The following is a 15,850-nucleotide window of genomic DNA, read 5'->3' as shown; positions in this document are numbered from 1 at the left end:
GACGGAGGCATTCTGACCCGGGGAGCGGAGATCCAGAGCCGCCTCGATGACGGAATGGCCGGACTGCTGCACTTCGCCTGCCACAACGCCTTCCGGGAGACCGGCTCCCAGGTCACCATGGCGGATGGTCTCTTCGACCCACTGGACCTCGCGACCGCTCAAGGATCTCGCTCGCTGGGCGCCACACGCCCACTCGTGTTCTTCAACGCATGCCGCAGCGCCGGCCAGATCGACTGGTACTCCACATCCCTGGGCTGGGCCCCGCAGTTCCTCGAAGCGGGTGCAGGAGCGTTCGTCGGCACCTTGTGGCCGGTGCGTTCGGACTCGGCACTGGCCTATGCGGACGCCTTCTACACCCACCTGATCACCGACAGGCTTCCGTTGGGAGAAGCGTCGATGAAGGCCCGCCAGGCCATCCGGGACGTGGACGGCGACCCGACCTGGCTCGCGTACGCCGTGTATGGAAGTCCAGCCGCCACAGCTACGACCAGAGCAACGCCTTGACCGAGAACCGACATCTTGCCTGCTCGCACCAGCTACCGGCCGATCCAGCGATCCCGAAGGAGCCATCGATCATGTCAGAGCCGGTCTTCGTCATCCACGGGGTCGCCAACCGCGACCGGGACGGCTTCACCGCGGCCGTGGCGAGCCTTGAGGCCGCGACGGGTATCCCCATGGTGCCGGTGTACTGGGGCGACCTCGGCGCCGAGGACCGCTTCATCACCGCGGCCCTCCCTGCCCGGGACACGGCCCGTGCACCGATCGTCGGGGCCGGTGGCGTCCTACGGGACGAGACGCCGCAGAGTACCGTTCCGCACTGTCTCTTGGACGAACAGCCGAACGTGCCCGCTCAGTTGGAGATCATCGAGACCGCTCTGCGCGACAAGCTGGCCACCGACACTGGTCCTCTGCGCGATGCCCCTGGCCTTGGCCGCCCCAGGCCCGACGACATCATGGACTGCCTCGCCGAGGAATGGCCGGACACCCGCTGGCTCAGCCGATCCAACGATGCCGCCTTGCTGGCAGAGACCGGCCGAGCTCTGGCTCAGGCGCTCTTGGACACGGACATCCACGAGGACGACGCGTATGGATACGACGGTCTGCGCGGCGAGCCGGGGCGTCTGAGGGAGCTGGTCCGGCGGCGGCTCCGCGACCTCGATAGGGTGGCAGGTGCGGCAATCGGCGCCGTAGCCGGGCGCATGAACGACGCGGTACGCACCCGCTTCGGGCCCGGCACCACTCGCTTCCTGGGCGACGTCCTGGTCTACCAACGCCACCGTGACGCCATTCACGCCCGTGTCCGAGCACGGATGGACGAGGTCGACCCGGAACTCGGCCGCGGTCCGGAAAACCCGCTACGGGTGATCGCTCACAGCCTCGGTGGCGTCATCTCGGTGGACATGGCCACCGCACGTGCACCGCTGTGGATCGAGCAGTTGATCACCTTCGGATCCCAGCCCGCCTTCTTCCACGTCTGTGACCCGCGTGGTGGCCGGCTCCTGCCCTATTCCGGGCACGCGCCGGTCCGCCTGCCCGCCTCGCTCGCACGCTGGACCAATCTCTGGGAGCCCCTGGACATGCTGGCCTTCGCCGCCTCAAAGGTCTTCCAGCTCAGCGACGGAAGTAGCCCCATCGACCGACCCGTCCCCCATGCCGCCAGTACGGGGCTGTGGACCCACTCCGCCTATTGGGGCATGCCGGACGTCGCCACGGCCATCGCCGAGGTGATGGGAGAGGTCCCGGCCGACACGGACTAGAGCGCGAGGATGTACATGCCTCCAGACCTCATGACGCACATGCGTCCGTCGGCCTCGTGGGCTACGTCGCCCGGGACCGCCCCTGCTCCACCTGCGCGACCCGCCCCTCACTCAGGAGCCGGTCCAGGTGCTGCACCGCCGTCCAGCCGATGGTCGACGATCTCCTCGACGGTGCGCGGTTCGCCGAGGAACGCCAGCAGCGCCGCCTCCAGCTTCTCCACCACACCGGCGAAGGCGTCCAGCCGGCGCCGGAACTCCGCGGCGCCCTCGATCACGCCCTTCTGGTGGGACGTGCGCTTCACCCTGCCCGGCGACACGTCCGGCTCCAGCCGCTACTTCGCCACCGACGTCACCGAGCCGTTCGTCCTCACCGACGGCCACCTCGACGTCCCCGCCGGCCGGGCTCGGCACCGAGCCACTGCCGGACGTACTGGACGAGGTCACCACGTCCAGCGAGTGGACAGCGCTGTGAGGACTGCCCGTCAGGGATTCCCCGCCTGCGGGTCGAGGAAGGTCAGTACGGAAGCGTCCTCCTCGATCAGCGGTGCCAGGGCGGTGTTGAACGGGGGCCCGTACGGGGCCTTCAGGTGGGTCTCGAAGGCGGCCGCGTCGCGGTACACCTCGAAGATCCAGAAGGCGCGCGGCTCGGACGCCTTGGTGTAGACGTCGAAGACGAGGTTGCCCTCTTCCTCACGCACCCGCGCGGCGTAGTCCCCGACCAGGCGGGAGACTTCCGCCTCGGCCCCCTCCCGGGCGGTGAACTCGGCGAACAGGGTCTTCTTCATGGTCTCGTGTCCTTGTCAGTCGTGTGCGGAATCGAGGTGCCAGACGACGGCCTCGTCCAGCGTCGCCGAGCCGTTCTGGGCGAAGACCTGCACTCCCTGGCCGGCCGGGTCGGGGAAGATCTGGTCGGTGATCACGGCCTCGCCGCTGCCGCCGAAGACCTCGACGGACGACCAGTCGACGAGTATCCGCAGCGTCACCTTGCCGTTGCGGGCCTTCAGCGGCGCGGTCTGGACACCGGGGAAGCTGTTGCTGAAGTCCACCGCGCCGGAGTGGGTGCGGTCGACGTACAGCTCCTGCGTCGTGGTGTCGTAGCCGATCACCGTCTCCTCTCCCCCGGCGCCGGTGCGCACCTTGAGGCCGAAGCGTTCGGCGTCCTTGAGGGTGAAGGTGGCCTCGATGTCGAGTGCCTTGCCCTCGGGGATGCCGGTGATGGGCTTCGAGGTGTTCTCGACGGTCGTCCCGGTCACGGAGACGGGGTCACGCCGCAGGGACGCCAGGCTGTTCACCGGCTTGCTGGTCAGGCGGAGGCGGCCGTCGATCGTGCGCAGGGCCATCTCCCGGGGGACGCTCTGCGCGCCGCGCCAGGGTGAGGTGGGGATGGAGCCGGCGTAGTCCCAGTTGTTCATCCAGCCGATCATGTACCGCTTGCCGCCCGGGGAGTTCTCCCAGGACACGGCCGCGTAGTAGTCCTTGCCGTAGTCGGCCCAGTCGGCGCGCTGCACGGCGGACTTCGCGGGGGTGTCGGCGGCGGTGAACCGGTCGGCGAGGATGTGGCCCCAGCCCGCGGTGTTCATGTCGACGATCTGGATCTGAGCCTGCTTGCCGAGGTAGGGGCGCATGTCGAAGGAGGCCCAGTCCAGGGTCTCGCTGTTGGAGCCGGTGGCGCTGTGGACCACTCGGCCGTCGACGAGCAGGTTGACGGACGTCTCCTGGGAGACGGGCCGCGCCTGGGTGTCGGACAGCGTGATCTGGTCGACGTTGATGTGGCCCCAGCCGCCGGTGTTGTCGTCGACGATCCTGATCCGCGCCTTCTGGCCGGCGAGGTCCTTGACGTCCCACGACGCCCAGTTGAGGGCCTCGGCGTCCTGGCCGGTGGTGCTGCGGACCACCTTGCCGTCGACGAGGAGCTCGACGGCGGTCGGGTTGCCGGAAGCGGCGGGGTGGTTGCCGCCGCCGATCAGGAAGTCGACGTAGTCCTTGTCGATGGTGAACTCGGGCGAGGTGAGGGTGCCCGTGGTGGAGTCGCCGTCGAGGAAGCTGTTGACCAGGCCGCTGCCCAGGTAGCCGGAGACCTCCTGCTGGTGGGGCAGGGTGCCGCCGGCCGGTGCGGCGCCGAAGGCGTCGCCGGTCGTCGTCCAGTCGCCGTAGGTGCCGCCTTCGAAGTCGGCGAGGACCGTGCCCGCGGGCGGGGGTGCCTGCTTCAGAAGGGTGCCGTCCACGTGCGGGTGCCGACCGCCGCCGACCTTGAAGTTGAGGTACTTGCTGTCGACGGTGAACGGGGGCGAGGTCAGGGTGCCGGTGCTGCCGTCACCGGAGTGGAAGCTGTTGGCGAGGCCCGTGCCGTCGAAGCCGTCGACGCTTCCCTGGCCGTCCAGCGCCCCGGCTGCCGGTGCCTGGCCGAACGCGGTGCCGGTGGTCGTCCACGAACCGAAGTCGGTGCCCTCGAAGTCCTGTACGACCGTGCCGGCGGGCGGCGTGTAGGTGCCCTTGTCCTGCGCGGTGAACTTCTCGCCGTCGAAGTCGCCGATGAAGTACTGCGCCGCCGAACCGCCCGCGATGCCACCGGGGTTGATGTTGACGACCAGGACCCACTTGATCTTGTTCTTGTCCCCGTCGACGGCGAGCGGGAACAGGTCGGGGCACTCCCATACGCCGCCCGTCGCGCCGGACGGCCCGAAGTCGCTGAGCAGGGTCCAGTCCTTGAGGTTCTTCGACGAGTAGAACCGCACCTTGTGCTCGGCGGACAGCGACACCGTCATCAGCCAGCTCTTGGTGGGGGCGTACCACTGGACCTTGGGGTCGCGGAAGTCGGTGGAGCCGATGTCGATGACGGGGTTGCCCCGGTACTTGGTCCACGTTCTGCCGCGGTCGGTGCTGTACGCGAGGGCCTGGGCCTGCTTGCCGGTGGATCTGTCGAGGCTGGTGTACACCGCCACCATGGGGGGATCGGTCCTGCTGCCGAAGCCGGTGGTGTTGTCCCAGTCGACGACGGCGCTGCCGGAGAAGACCATCTCCCTCTCGTCGTGCGACAGGGCGAGCGGCAGCTGCTTCCAGTGCACGAGGTCCTCGCTCACCGCGTGCCCCCAGGACATGTCGCCCCATGAGTTGCCGTTGGGGTTGTACTGGTAGAAGAGGTGGTACTCGCCCTTGTAGTACACGAGCCCGTTGGGGTCGTTCATCCAGTTCTTCTCCGGGGTGAAGTGGAACTGGGGACGGTAGGTCTCGGTGTACGGCGAGGCGGCGTCGGCGGCTACGGCCTCGGGGGCGAGCGGCGCGGCCGACAGGGCGCAGACGGTCGCCACCGCGGCGAGAGTCCGCACGCGGGCATGCCGGGACATACGTCTTGAGCTCATGGCTGTCTCCTCTGCTGCGGCCGTCCACGCGGCGATCGCGCCGGCCCGGCGTGAACGACCGGAAGGGGGTGCCCTGGCCGGCATCGTCGTCCACGCCGCCGACCGGGTGTCATCGTTGACTTGTGTCATCGATGACATCGAGTGGCCCGATGATGGGCGAGATCCGGCCGAGACGTCAACGGTTCGGGCGCGATTGCTCCGACGGGAGCCGTGCCGGCGATGCGGACGGAAGCGGGCGCGAAGCGGGCAGCCCCTCCACACGTTACGGACTTGTGTCCCACACAAAGCATTGACGTTGCCGGGAGACGGGGGCCATCATCCTCGCCATGCGGTGTCAACGATGACATAAGTCAACGATGACACCTCGGGACGGCATGCTCCGATGCCGACCGCGCCCCTCGCATTCCCGCAGGAGTCCTTTCATGTCTCGCACCTCTCGTCCGACCTCCCTCCTCCTCAGAGTCGCCGCGTGCACCGGCGTCGCGGCCCTCACCCTGACGGCCTGCGGATCCGGCTCCGGATCGAGCTCCACCGCCGCCGGTTCGGGCGAGGTCAAGGTCGGCCTGATCACCAAGACCGACACCAACCCGTTCTTCGTGAAGATGAAGGAGGGCGCGGAGCAGGCCGCCAAGGCGGAGGGCGTCCAACTCATGACCGCCGCGGGCAAGTTCGACGGGGACAACGCCGGTCAGGTCACCGCCATCGAGAACATGGTCGCCGCCGGTGTGAAGGGCATCCTGATCACCCCGAGCGACTCCAAGGCGATCGTGCCCGCGGTGGAGAAGGCCCGGGCCAAGGGTGTCCTGGTCATCGCCCTGGACACCCCGACCGAGCCGCAGAGCGCGGTCGACGCCCTCTTCGCCACCGACAACCTCCACGCCGGCGAACTGATCGGCGCGTACGCCAAGGCCGCGATGAAGGGCAAGGCGGCGAAGGTGGCCACCCTCGACCTCGCGCCGGGCGTCTCCGTGGGCGTGCAGCGGCACAACGGGTTCCTCAAGGGCTTCGGTGCCACCGACAAGGACGTCGTCTGCGCCCAGGACACGGGCGGCGACCAGGCCAAGGGCCAGACGGCGATGGAGAACTGCCTGCAGAAGGAGCCGGGCATCAACCTCGTCTACACCATCAACGAGCCGGCCGCCCTGGGTGCGTACACCGCGCTGAAGGCCAAGGGGCTGGAGAAGGACGTACTGATCGTCTCGGTCGACGGCGGCTGCACCGGCACCCGGGCCGTCAAGGACGGGAAGATCGCCGCGACCTCACAGCAGTACCCGCTGAAGATGGCCGGCGAAGGCGTCAAGGCCGTCGTGGCCTACGCCAAGAGCGGCAAGAAGGCGTCGGGTTACACCGACACCGGCGTCACCCTGATCACCGACAAGGCGCAGGCGGGGGTCGCCGCCAAGGACACCGCCTACGGCCTGGAGAACTGCTGGGGCTGAGCCCCGCCCAGGACCAAGGACATCTGTCTTCCGACAAGGAATCTCCATGACAGCCACGACCACGCCGTACGCGGAGCTCAAAGCCCCGGCCACGGCTCGCAGAGTGCTCACGGCGCCGACCACCGGACCCCTGGTCGCCCTCCTCCTCGCCTGCGCCTTCTTCTCCGTCTCGACCGACCAGTTCCTCACCGGCGGGAACTTCTCCCTGATCGTGCAGCAGGTCATGGTCGTCGGCACCCTCGCCATCGGCCAGACCCTGATCATCCTCACGGCGGGCATCGACCTGTCGTGCGGAGCCGTGATGGCGTTCGGCAGCATCGTGATCGCCAAGATGGCGGCCGAGGGCACCCTGCCCCCACTCGTCGCCGTCGCCCTGGGCATCTGCGTCTGCGCGGGCTTCGGGCTCCTCAACGGGCTGCTGGTGCAGAAGATCCCGCTGCCGCCGTTCATCGTGACCCTCGGCATGCTGAATGTGGCGTTCGCGCTCACCCACATCTACTCCGAAGAGCAGACCGTCACGGACCTGCCCGGCCCGCTGACCGCTCTCGGTGAGACGTTCCCGCTCGGCCACACCGACATCACTTACGGCTCGCTGGTCACGATCGCCCTGTTCCTCCTCCTCGCCTACACGCTGAGCAGCACCGGCTGGGGCCGGCACGTCTACGCCCTGGGCAACAGCCAGGAAGCGGCACGGCTGAACGGCATCCGCACCTCCCGCCTGACCATCGGCATCTACACCGTGGCCGGCCTGCTCTACGGCATCGCCGCGCTGCTGCTCATCTCCCGCACCGGGGTCGGCGACCCGCAGGCCGGCCAGACCGACAACCTCGACAGCATCACCGCCGTGGTCCTCGGCGGCACCAGCCTCTTCGGCGGCCGCGGGTCGGTCCTGGGCACCTTCATCGGCGTCCTCATCGTCGGTGTCTTCCGCAACGGCCTGCAGCTGATGGGCGTCGCCTCCATCTACCAGACGCTGATCACCGGCGTCCTGGTGATCCTCGCGGTGACCGTCGACCAGATCTCCCGGAAGAAGGCCCGATGACGACCGCCACCTCCTCCGTCACACCGGTGCTGCAGGCCCGTGGTCTGGTCAAGCGCTACGGTCATGTCACCGCCATCGACGGCGCCGACTTCGATCTGCTGCCCGGCGAGGTCCTCGCCGTCATCGGCGACAACGGCGCCGGCAAGACCAGTCTCATCAAGGCGCTCACCGGCGCGCTGGTCCCCGACGCGGGCGAGATCCGCCTGAACGGCGAGCCCATCCAGTTCTCCGGACCGCAGAGCGCCCGCGCCCACGGCATCGAGACGGTCTATCAGGACCTCGCCGTGGCCGCGTCGATGGACATCGCCTCCAACATGTTCCTCGGCCGCGAACTGCGCCGCCCCGGCGTGCTCGGCAGCGTCTTCCGCATGCTCGACAAGAAGCGGATGCGCCAGGAGGCCGCCGAGCACATGGCCGACCTGAAGATCGGCCTGCGCTCGCTCACCCAGCCCGTCGAGACCCTGTCCGGCGGCCAGCGGCAGGCCGTGGCGGTCGCCCGCTCCGTGGCCTGGGCCCGCTCCGTCGTCGTCATGGACGAGCCCACCGCCGCCCTCGGCGTCAAGGAGTCCGGCCAGGTCCTCGACCTGATCCGCCGGGTCCGCGACAAGGGCATGCCGGTCGTCCTGATCAGCCACAACATGCCCCATGTCTTCGAGATAGCCGACCGGATCCACGTCCACCGGCTGGGCAGGCGAGCGGCGCTGATCAAGCCGTCGGACTACTCCATGGCCGAGGTCGTGGCCATCATGACCGGGGCACTCACCCTCGACGAGGCCGGAGGTACTGTCGTAGCGGATTCGGACGCCGCGAAGGCCGCCGGAGTCCAGGCCACCTGACAACACGACCCAGCTCTGGTGTTTCCGGCCGAGGCCGCGGCCGGAACCGAGGGCTCACAGGAGACGGTTTCCTCCATGGCAGCGAACCGCCGACCCACCCTGGCCGACGTCGCGCGCGAAGTCGGCGTCAGCGCCAAGACGGTCTCCCGCGTCCTCAACGAGGACGGCCCCGTCTCGGCCCGGACCAGGGAACAGGTGCTCGCCGCAGTGGCCGAGCTCGGCTTCCAGCCGAACCTCATGGCACGCAACATCCGCGTCGGCGGGCCCGACACGACCGTCGGCCTGGTCATCCCCGACCTCGGCAACCCCTTCTTCGGTAGCCGTGGCCCGCGCCATCGAGGACACCGTCCGCGACCGCGGACTGACCCTGCTCATGGGCTCCTCCGCGGACGACGCGGCCCGGGAACGCGCGCTGACGGACAAGTTCCTCGCCCGCCGCGTCAGCATCCTGATCCTCGTGCCGTCCGTCGGCGCCGACCACTCCCACCTCAAGCCCCACCGCACGGCGGGCCTGCCCATGGTCTTCCTGGACCGGCCCGGCGTCGGCCTGGCCACGGACAGCATCGTCAGCTCCAACCGGGCCGGGGCCCGTGAAGGTGTCGCCCATCTCATCGCCCACGGCCACCGGCGCATCGGGTTCGTCGGGGACCTGCCCGTCAAGCTGTACACCCGCCGTGAACGCCTCGCCGGATACCGCGAGGCCCTGCAGGAGGCCGGCCTGCCCTACGACCGCTCCCTGGTCGCGAGCGCGCACGACCAGCAGGGCGCCGAGGCCGCGACCGCGAGCCTGCTCGGCCTGGCCGACCCGCCCACGGCCCTGTTCGCCGGGAACAACATCATGGCGCTGGGAATCGTCGCCGAACTCAGCCGCGGCAAGCGCAAGGACGTGGCCGTCGTCGCCTTCGACGACGTGGCGCTCGCCGAGGCGCTGGAACCGGCGCTCACCGTCGTCGCCCAGGACCCCGAGGAGATCGGCCGCAACGCCGCGATCACCGCTCTGGCCCGCCTCGACGGCGACCGCTCCCGGGCCCGCACCATCACGGTGCCCACGCGGCTGATCGTCCGGGGCTCGGGGGAACAGCCCGCGCCCGGTCTGCGGAAGGTGTGACCGAGCCACCTGAGTCACCGCGGCCGGCCGGGAGGTCCTCGCGCCGCGACCTGCCTACGTCGCCCGGAACCGTCCCTGCTCCACCTGCGCGACCCGCCCCTCACTCAGGAGCCGGTGCAGGTGCTGCACCGCCGTCCTGCGTTCCACCGGCCGCACGTGCGGGGCCTGCACATGAGGCCGGTAGACCAGCCGATGGTCGACGATCTCCTCGACGGTGCGCGGTTCGCCGAGGAACTCCAGGAGCGCCGCCTCCCGCTTCTCCACCACACCGGCGAAGGCGTCCAGCCGACGCCGGAACTCCGCGGCGCCCTCGATCACACCCTTCTGGTGGGAGGTGCCGTACCAACGGGCGTCGATGTCCCGGCAGCGGCGCATCGACGCCTCGAACTCGGCGAGGCTGCTGCCGGGGTCGCCGTAGTACGGGCCGAAGGAGGTCAGGTCGATGTCCGCGACGAACAGGAAGCCGTCCGGCTCGATCAGGAACCCGCAGTGGCCCGCGGTGTGGCCGGGCAGGTGCACGACGGTCACGGTGCGCCCGCCCAGGTCGAACACGGCGCCGTCCTCGAAGCCGAGCGCGTCGGGACGTCCCCGCACGTGGAAGTCGTCGCGGAACATCGCCTCCACCTCCTTCGCCGCGTCCGGCGGGAGGCCCAACCCGGCGACCATCGCCTCCCGGGAGCGCAGCGCGGCGAGGTCGGCGCCGTGGACGTGGACCGGCGCGGCGTCGTAGCCGCCGAGCCCGGCGATGTGGTCCTCGTGGGCATGGCTGACGAGGACCAGGTCCGCGGGGGGCGCGTCGTCGACGAGTGACAGCGACGGGTCGACGACCAGGGTCTCCGCCGTACCGCGTACGAGCAGCGAGTTGCCGTAGGGGTAGGCGCCCCGCTGGGGGCCGACGAGTACGTCGACACCGCCGTAGGCGGCCGGCGTGTATCCCGTGGTCTGTGTGTCCACGACTGTGGTGCCCTCCGATTCGAGAGGTCGCTCAGTCTATCGGCCCGGTTTCCCGACCGGCGCTTGTTGGGAAGCGGTCCGTTCCGCTCCTGACGCGGTGCTTCCGGCGATACCGTGTGGCCCCGCTCGACGAGCAGAGAGGTGCAGTCCTGTGAGCTTCAAGAGCCAGCCGACCGCTCAGGTCGACGAGAGCGCCACGATCGGGGACGGGACGACGGTCTGGGATCTGGCGCAGATACGCGAGGACGCCCTGCTGGGCCGTGGCTGCATCGTGGGCCGGGGGGCCTACGTCGGGCCGGGGGTGCGGATCGGCGACCATGTGAAGCTGCAGAACCACGCCCTGGTCTACGAGCCCGCCGTGCTCGGGGACGGGGTGTTCGTGGGTCCGGCCGCCGTGCTCACCAACGACTACTTCCCGCGTTCCGTGGACCCGGAGGGCCGGCTCAAGCGCGGCGGCGACTGGGAGCCCGTGGCCGTGGTGGTGGGTGAGGGGGCGTCACTGGGGGCCCGTTCGGTGTGTGTGGCGCCGGTGCGGGTGGGACGCTGGGCGCTGGTCGCCGCGGGCGCGGTGGTGACCCGGGACGTGCCCGACTTCGCGCTGGTGGCGGGTGTTCCGGCACGCCGTGTCGGCTGGGTGGGCCGGGCCGGCGTACGGCTGGTCGAGCGGGACGGCGAGCCCGGCGGATGGGAGTGCCCTCAGACCGGCGCGCTCTACGACGAGAAGAACGGGGAACTTTTCGAGCGCGTATGACTTTCTGATTCTCGCAAAACGCCAATCCTCGAACATCCACAGGCATAACATGTGTGCGAACTGTGGAGACGGGGCACAGTGAGCTCACAAACCAGCGCCCAGGGGGGGTACCGGGTGGGGACAACTGTGTCTGCGGCAAGGCGCGATCACCGCTCCGACGCCTGACAGCCGGCATCCGGCGGCCGACGTCCATGTCCGCCGTCGGCGCTGTCTTCCGCCGCGCCGTCTTCCGCGACGCGGTGATCCAAGTCTGTGCACATACAGGGGGGTTGGTGTGTCCAACCGATGACCATCACACGTCTGGCGGCCCTCGGTCATGAGGAGCCGCCGCTGCTCGCGCTCGCCCAACGGCTCCTGATACTCGCCGAGTCGGGGCTTCCGAAGATGCTGCTGCCCGGCGGGGAGGCCTTCGCCTTCACCATGGCCGGGCGCCAGGCCCCCGACGGCTCCTGGGCCCTGGAGCGGCGCGGTATCAGCACCCGGTACGCGGCCATCACCGTGCTGGGCGCCCGGTTCCTGCCCGAGGACCGCCAGCGTGCGGTGCTCGGCGGGCACACGGCCGAGGAGTTCGCGGGGCTGCTGGTGGAGTCGCTGCCCGCGGTGACCAACCTCGGTGACGCGGCGCTCATCGCCTGGGCCGCCGCCGACACCGGCCACCCCAAACTGTCCGACGCGCTCGCCCGGGTCGAGGCGCTGGACGAGCCGGGCCGGCCGCAGTACACCGTCGAGGCGGCGTGGGTGCTCTCCGCGCTCGCCGCGGCCCGGGACACCGTGGACGTGGAGCGGCACTTCGCCGCCGCCCGGGACCGGCTGCTGCGGGCCCGCGTCGGGGACGGGCCGCTGTTCCCGCACGCCACCGCGCCCGGCCTGGTGCCCTGGTACCGGGCGCACGTGAGCTGCTTCGCCGACCAGACCTATCCGCTGCAGGCGCTGGCCCGCGCCCATGCCAGCAGCGCGGGCGGCGATGCCGAGGCGCTCGCCGCGGCGGAGGCCTGCGCGGCACGCATCTGCGCGCTGCAGGGCGACGGCGGGCAGTGGTGGTGGCACTACGACGCGCGCACCGGCTCTGTCGTGGAGGGCTATCCGGTCTACAGCGTGCACCAGCACGCGATGGCGCCGACCGCCCTGTTCGACCTCACCGACGCCGGCGGCTCCGACCACGGCGCGGCGATCCGCAAGGGGCTGCGCTGGATGACGGACGTACCCGAACTGGCCGGCTCCGCGCACCGGGAGCCGATGATCCTCGACGAGCTCGGCGTCACCTGGCGCAAGGTCTTCCGGGGCGACCCGAAGAAGGCCGTACGCGCGGCGCGGGGGCTCTCCACCCGGATCGCCCCCGGTCTGCGGCTGAAGCCGCTGGACCGGATGTACCGGCCCCTGTCCGTGGACCGCGAGTGCCGGCCGTACGAGTTCGGCTGGATGCTGCACGCCTGGCAGGGGGGCCGGATATGAGTACACGTCAGTCCCTGTTCGGGATCGAGCTGGACCCGCTGACCATGGACGAGACCGTGCGGCGCTGCCTGGCGGCGGTGCGGGACGGGCAGCGGCTGGAGATCGGCGTGGTGAACGCCGCGAAGCTGGTGAACATGCGGCGCGACCGGCGCCTCGCGGAGGCCGTGACCGGCTGCGATCTCGTCCTCGCCGACGGGCAGGCCGTGGTCTGGGCGAGCCGGATCCTGCGCGCCCCGCTGCCGGAACGGGTCGCCGGCATCGACCTGTTCCTGCGGCTGCTGGCCGAGGCGGAGTCGGCGGGCGTCTCCGTGTACTTCCTGGGCGCCCGGCACGAGGTGCTGCAGGAGATGCTGCGCCGGGTGGCCGTCCGCTTCCCCGGCCTGAAGGTGGCCGGCAGCCGGCACGGCTACTTCGAGGACGCCGAGCAGGAGGCCATCGCGGACGCGATCGCCGCCAGCGGCGCCCAGATGCTGTTCCTCGGCATGACCTCGCCGAAGAAGGAGATCTTCACCGCGGCCCACGGCGCACGCTCCGGTGTCCGCCTGGTGCACGGGGTCGGCGGCTCCTTCGACATCCTGGCCGGGGTCACCAAGCGGGCCCCGCAGTCCTGGCAGCGGTGGGGTCTGGAGTGGCTCTACCGCGCCCTGCAGGAGCCGCGCCGGCTGGGCCGGCGCTATCTCACCACCAATGCCTCCTTCCTGATCATGACGGCGCGCGAGCTCATCCGGCTCACCCCGTCGGCCGCTCCCGCGAACAGGAGTCACTGATGCGCGTCGTCGTGGTTGGACAGGGATACGTCGGCCTGCCGCTGGCCGTCCGGGCCGCCGAGGTCGGGCACGAGGTGATCGGCTACGACGTCGACGCCCGGCGGATCAAGAGCCTGGCCGCCGGTGAGTCCTTCGTCGAGGACGTCTCCTCCGAGCGCATCCGCGCCGCGCTGGACAACGGCACCTACCGGCCCAGCGACGCGGCCCGCGACTGCGGCGGCTTCGATGTCGCCGTCGTCACCGTCCCCACCCCGCTGCACGAGGGCACCCCCGACCTCAGATACATCAAGGAGTCGGCGGCCACCCTCGCCCGCTATCTGCGGCCCGGGGCCACCGTCGTCCTGGAGTCGACCACCTATCCCGGCACCACCCAGGAGCTGTTCGCCCCGATCCTGGAGGACGGCTCGGGCCTGACGGCGGGCGCCGACTTCCACCTCGGCTACAGCCCCGAGCGGATCGACCCGGGCAACGCCGTCTGGGGGTTCAAGGAGACCCCGAAGGTCGTCTCCGGCGTCGACGCGGCGTCGCTGAAGGCCGTGCAGGACTTCTACGGGCAGCTCGTCGACACCACCGTGCCGGTGGGCTCGCCCAAGGAGGCCGAACTCGCCAAGCTGCTGGAGAACACCTTCCGGCATGTGAACATCGCGCTGGTCAACGAGATCGCGATGTTCGCGCACCATCTGGACATCGACGTCTGGCAGGCCATCGACGCGGCCTCCACCAAGCCGTTCGGCTTCATGAGGTTCACGCCCGGGCCCGGCGTCGGCGGCCACTGCCTGCCCATCGACCCGTCCTATCTGTCCTGGCGGGTGCAGCGCGAACTCGGCCAGTCCTTCCGGTTCGTGGAGCTGGCCAACGACATCAACAGCCATATGCCCGAGTACGTGGCACGCCGGATCAGCGACCTGTTCAACGAAAGACGCCGGTCCGTGAACGGCTCGCGCATCCTGCTGCTGGGACTGGCGTACAAGAAGAACACCGGTGACGCCCGGGAGTCGCCCGCGCTGCGCATCTCGCAGCTGCTGCTCGACATGGGCGCCCAGGTCAGGGCGGCGGACCCGCATGTCGTGGAGGACCTGCCGGTGGACACCCGGCTGGTGCGGGTGGAGCCGGTGCCCGAGGAGCTGGCGGCCGCGGACGTCGTGGTGCTGCTCACCGACCACGACGGTTTCGACTACGAACTCGTCGCCGAGTACGCCCCGTTCGTCCTCGACTGCCGTCGGCGACTGGCGGCCGGCCCCACGATCGAGGTGCTCTGAGAGATGCGAGTCGTCTGCGTCGCCGGGGCACGCCCCAACTACATGAAGATCAAACCGGTGATGGACGCCCTGGAGCGCCGGGGCGCCGAGGTGGTGCTCGTCCACACCGGCCAGCACTACGACCCGGCGATGAACGACGTGTTCTTCGCCGACCTCGGCATCCGTCCGCCCGACCGGTTCCTCGGTGTCGGCTCGGGCAGCCACGCCGAGCAGACCGGACGGGTGATGGCCGCGTTCGAGCCGCTCGTCGACGAGGTGTCCCCGGACGTCGTGGTCGTGGTCGGCGACATCAACTCCACGCTGGCCTGCGCCCTGGTCACCGCCAAGGCCGGCCCGCTGCTGGCGCATGTGGAGGCCGGTCTGCGCAGCCGGGACTGGAGCATGCCGGAGGAGGTCAACCGCGTCGCCACCGACCGGGTCAGCGACTATCTGCTGGCCCCCTCCCCCGACGCCGTGGCGAACCTGCGCGCGGAGGGGTACCGCGAGGACCAGATCCACCTCGTCGGCAACGTCATGATCGACACACTGCTGGCCAACCTGGAACGGGCCCGTGCCTCGGACGTCCTCGGCCGGTACGGCCTGACCCGGGGCGAGTACGGGCTGGTCACCCTGCACCGCCCGGCCAACGTGGACGACCCCGAGGTCCTCGCCGGGCTGCTGAAGGCGCTCGGTGAGATCGCCGGGCGCTGCCCGCTGGTGCTGCCCGTGCATCCGCGGGCGGCCGGGCGGCTGGCCGACATCGGCGTCCCCGGGGGGCGTCCGGCTGGTGCCGCCCGCCGGGTACCTCGACTTCATCGCCCTGCAGGAGGCCGCCCGCGTCGTGCTGACGGACTCGGGCGGCGTGCAGGAGGAGACCACCGCGCTGGGCGTGCCGTGCGTGACCCTGCGGGACAACACCGAGCGGCCCATCACCGTGGAGCAGGGCACCAATGTGCTGGCCGGCCGGGATCCGGCGCGCATCGTGCCGACCGTGCACCGGGTGCTGGACACCCCGCCCGCGCCGCGCCGGCCCGAGTTGTGGGACGGCCGCGCGAGCGACCGTATCGCCGACGTGCTGCTGGAGGGAGGCACGGCGGGCACGCGGCCGCGGCCCACCGACCGAACACTCCCCATATGATCCGCTTGC

The 15,850-nt window shown here is 70.3% G+C and carries 14 protein-coding genes and 3 pseudogenes; 13 read left to right on the top strand and 4 right to left on the bottom strand.

Annotated elements, in window-relative coordinates:
• Positions 1–504 (top strand): CHAT domain-containing protein (locus C3489_RS19735; protein WP_146075337.1); only part of this gene is annotated, 504 nt, incomplete at its 5' end.
• Positions 505–575: 71 nt separating this feature from the next.
• Positions 576–1,757, top strand: coding sequence for a hypothetical protein (locus tag C3489_RS19730; RefSeq protein WP_103783199.1), 1,182 nt, complete (start codon positions 576–578; stop codon positions 1,755–1,757).
• Between the two features lie 107 nt (positions 1,758–1,864).
• On the opposite strand, the gene C3489_RS19725 is transcribed toward C3489_RS19730, so the two are convergent.
• Positions 1,865–2,074 (bottom strand): hypothetical protein, encoded by a 210-nt coding sequence (locus C3489_RS19725; protein WP_181139749.1) that lies wholly within the window; start codon positions 2,072–2,074, stop codon positions 1,865–1,867.
• Between C3489_RS19725 and C3489_RS39425 the strand changes: the two are divergent.
• Positions 2,055–2,229: pseudogene (locus C3489_RS39425) on the top strand (o-succinylbenzoate synthase); the annotation flags it as partial. The gene C3489_RS19725 and the pseudogene C3489_RS39425 overlap by 20 nt on opposite strands.
• Before the next feature lie 10 nt (positions 2,230–2,239).
• Here C3489_RS39425 and C3489_RS19715 read toward each other — a convergent pair.
• Both C3489_RS19715 and C3489_RS19710 read right to left on the bottom strand, forming a co-directional pair.
• Positions 2,240–2,542 carry a putative quinol monooxygenase gene (locus tag C3489_RS19715; protein WP_103783198.1) on the bottom strand — a complete coding sequence of 101 codons (303 nt, stop codon included), beginning with the start codon at positions 2,540–2,542 and terminating at the stop codon, positions 2,240–2,242.
• A gap of 15 nt (positions 2,543–2,557) precedes the next feature.
• Positions 2,558–5,116: a glycoside hydrolase family 32 protein gene (locus C3489_RS19710; protein ID WP_103783197.1), complete on the bottom strand. Its 2,559-nt coding sequence runs from the start codon at positions 5,114–5,116 to the stop codon at positions 2,558–2,560.
• A gap of 422 nt (positions 5,117–5,538) precedes the next feature.
• On the opposite strand from C3489_RS19710, the gene C3489_RS19705 reads away from it, so the two are divergent.
• From C3489_RS19705 to C3489_RS19690, 4 genes and pseudogenes are all read left to right on the top strand, one after another.
• Complete coding sequence (locus tag C3489_RS19705) at positions 5,539–6,555, top strand: substrate-binding domain-containing protein (protein WP_103783196.1); 1,017 nt, start codon at positions 5,539–5,541, stop codon at positions 6,553–6,555.
• A gap of 46 nt (positions 6,556–6,601) precedes the next feature.
• The gene (locus C3489_RS19700; protein WP_103783195.1) at positions 6,602–7,597 is read left to right on the top strand and encodes an ABC transporter permease; all 996 of its coding nucleotides are present in this window, start codon (positions 6,602–6,604) and stop codon (positions 7,595–7,597) included.
• A complete protein-coding gene (locus C3489_RS19695) occupies positions 7,594–8,433 on the top strand; it encodes an ATP-binding cassette domain-containing protein (RefSeq protein ID WP_103783194.1) in 840 nt (279 codons plus the stop codon). Before C3489_RS19700 ends, C3489_RS19695 begins: the two co-directional genes overlap by 4 nt.
• Before the next feature lie 75 nt (positions 8,434–8,508).
• Positions 8,509–9,541: pseudogene (locus C3489_RS19690) on the top strand (LacI family DNA-binding transcriptional regulator).
• A gap of 54 nt (positions 9,542–9,595) precedes the next feature.
• Here C3489_RS19690 and C3489_RS19685 read toward each other — a convergent pair.
• Positions 9,596–10,495, bottom strand: coding sequence for an MBL fold metallo-hydrolase (locus tag C3489_RS19685; protein WP_103783193.1), 900 nt, complete (start codon positions 10,493–10,495; stop codon positions 9,596–9,598).
• A gap of 151 nt (positions 10,496–10,646) precedes the next feature.
• Here C3489_RS19685 and C3489_RS19680 point away from each other — a divergent pair, with 151 nt between their 5' ends.
• From C3489_RS19680 to C3489_RS39415, 6 genes and pseudogenes are all read left to right on the top strand, one after another.
• Positions 10,647–11,246: an acyltransferase gene (locus C3489_RS19680; protein ID WP_103783192.1), complete on the top strand. Its 600-nt coding sequence runs from the start codon at positions 10,647–10,649 to the stop codon at positions 11,244–11,246.
• A 285-nt stretch (positions 11,247–11,531) separates the two neighbouring features.
• A complete protein-coding gene (locus C3489_RS19675; protein WP_103783191.1) occupies positions 11,532–12,698 on the top strand; it encodes a hypothetical protein in 1,167 nt (388 codons plus the stop codon).
• Complete coding sequence (locus C3489_RS19670) at positions 12,695–13,465, top strand: WecB/TagA/CpsF family glycosyltransferase (RefSeq protein ID WP_103783190.1); 771 nt, start codon at positions 12,695–12,697, stop codon at positions 13,463–13,465. Before C3489_RS19675 ends, C3489_RS19670 begins: the two co-directional genes overlap by 4 nt.
• A complete protein-coding gene (locus C3489_RS19665; protein ID WP_103783189.1) occupies positions 13,465–14,724 on the top strand; it encodes a nucleotide sugar dehydrogenase in 1,260 nt (419 codons plus the stop codon). The genes C3489_RS19670 and C3489_RS19665 overlap by 1 nt, the downstream gene beginning before the upstream one ends.
• 3 nt (positions 14,725–14,727) lie before the next feature.
• A pseudogene (locus C3489_RS39420) lies at positions 14,728–15,402 on the top strand (UDP-N-acetyl glucosamine 2-epimerase); the annotation flags it as partial.
• Entirely contained in the window at positions 15,395–15,841 is a 447-nt protein-coding gene (locus tag C3489_RS39415) for a UDP-N-acetylglucosamine 2-epimerase (protein ID WP_308460812.1), read from the top strand. The pseudogene C3489_RS39420 and the gene C3489_RS39415, both read left to right, overlap by 8 nt.
• Positions 15,842–15,850: the final 9 nt, after the last annotated feature.

This window comes from Streptomyces sp. Ru71 (assembly GCF_002920535.1).
Classification (GTDB): Bacteria; Actinomycetota; Actinomycetes; order Streptomycetales; family Streptomycetaceae; genus Streptomyces.
The sequence above is the reverse complement of the archived record's forward strand: the minus strand, read 5'-3'. Positions and strand labels throughout refer to the sequence as shown.

Bases quoted from the DNA above. Each gene is read 5' to 3' on its own strand.
- C3489_RS19700 (WP_103783195.1), top strand. From the start codon at position 6,602: ATGACAGCCACGACCACGCCGTACGCGGAGCTCAAAGCCCCGGCCACG.
- C3489_RS19695 (WP_103783194.1), top strand. From the start codon at position 7,594: ATGACGACCGCCACCTCCTCCGTCACACCGGTGCTGCAGGCCCGTGGT.
- C3489_RS19730 (WP_103783199.1), top strand. From the start codon at position 576: ATGTCAGAGCCGGTCTTCGTCATCCACGGGGTCGCCAACCGCGACCGG.
- C3489_RS19665 (WP_103783189.1), top strand. From the start codon at position 13,465: ATGCGCGTCGTCGTGGTTGGACAGGGATACGTCGGCCTGCCGCTGGCC.
- C3489_RS19670 (WP_103783190.1), top strand. From the start codon at position 12,695: ATGAGTACACGTCAGTCCCTGTTCGGGATCGAGCTGGACCCGCTGACC.
- C3489_RS19715 (WP_103783198.1), bottom strand. From the start codon at position 2,542: ATGAAGAAGACCCTGTTCGCCGAGTTCACCGCCCGGGAGGGGGCCGAG.
- C3489_RS19705 (WP_103783196.1), top strand. From the start codon at position 5,539: ATGTCTCGCACCTCTCGTCCGACCTCCCTCCTCCTCAGAGTCGCCGCG.
- C3489_RS19675 (WP_103783191.1), top strand. From the start codon at position 11,532: ATGACCATCACACGTCTGGCGGCCCTCGGTCATGAGGAGCCGCCGCTG.
- C3489_RS19710 (WP_103783197.1), bottom strand. From the start codon at position 5,116: ATGAGCTCAAGACGTATGTCCCGGCATGCCCGCGTGCGGACTCTCGCC.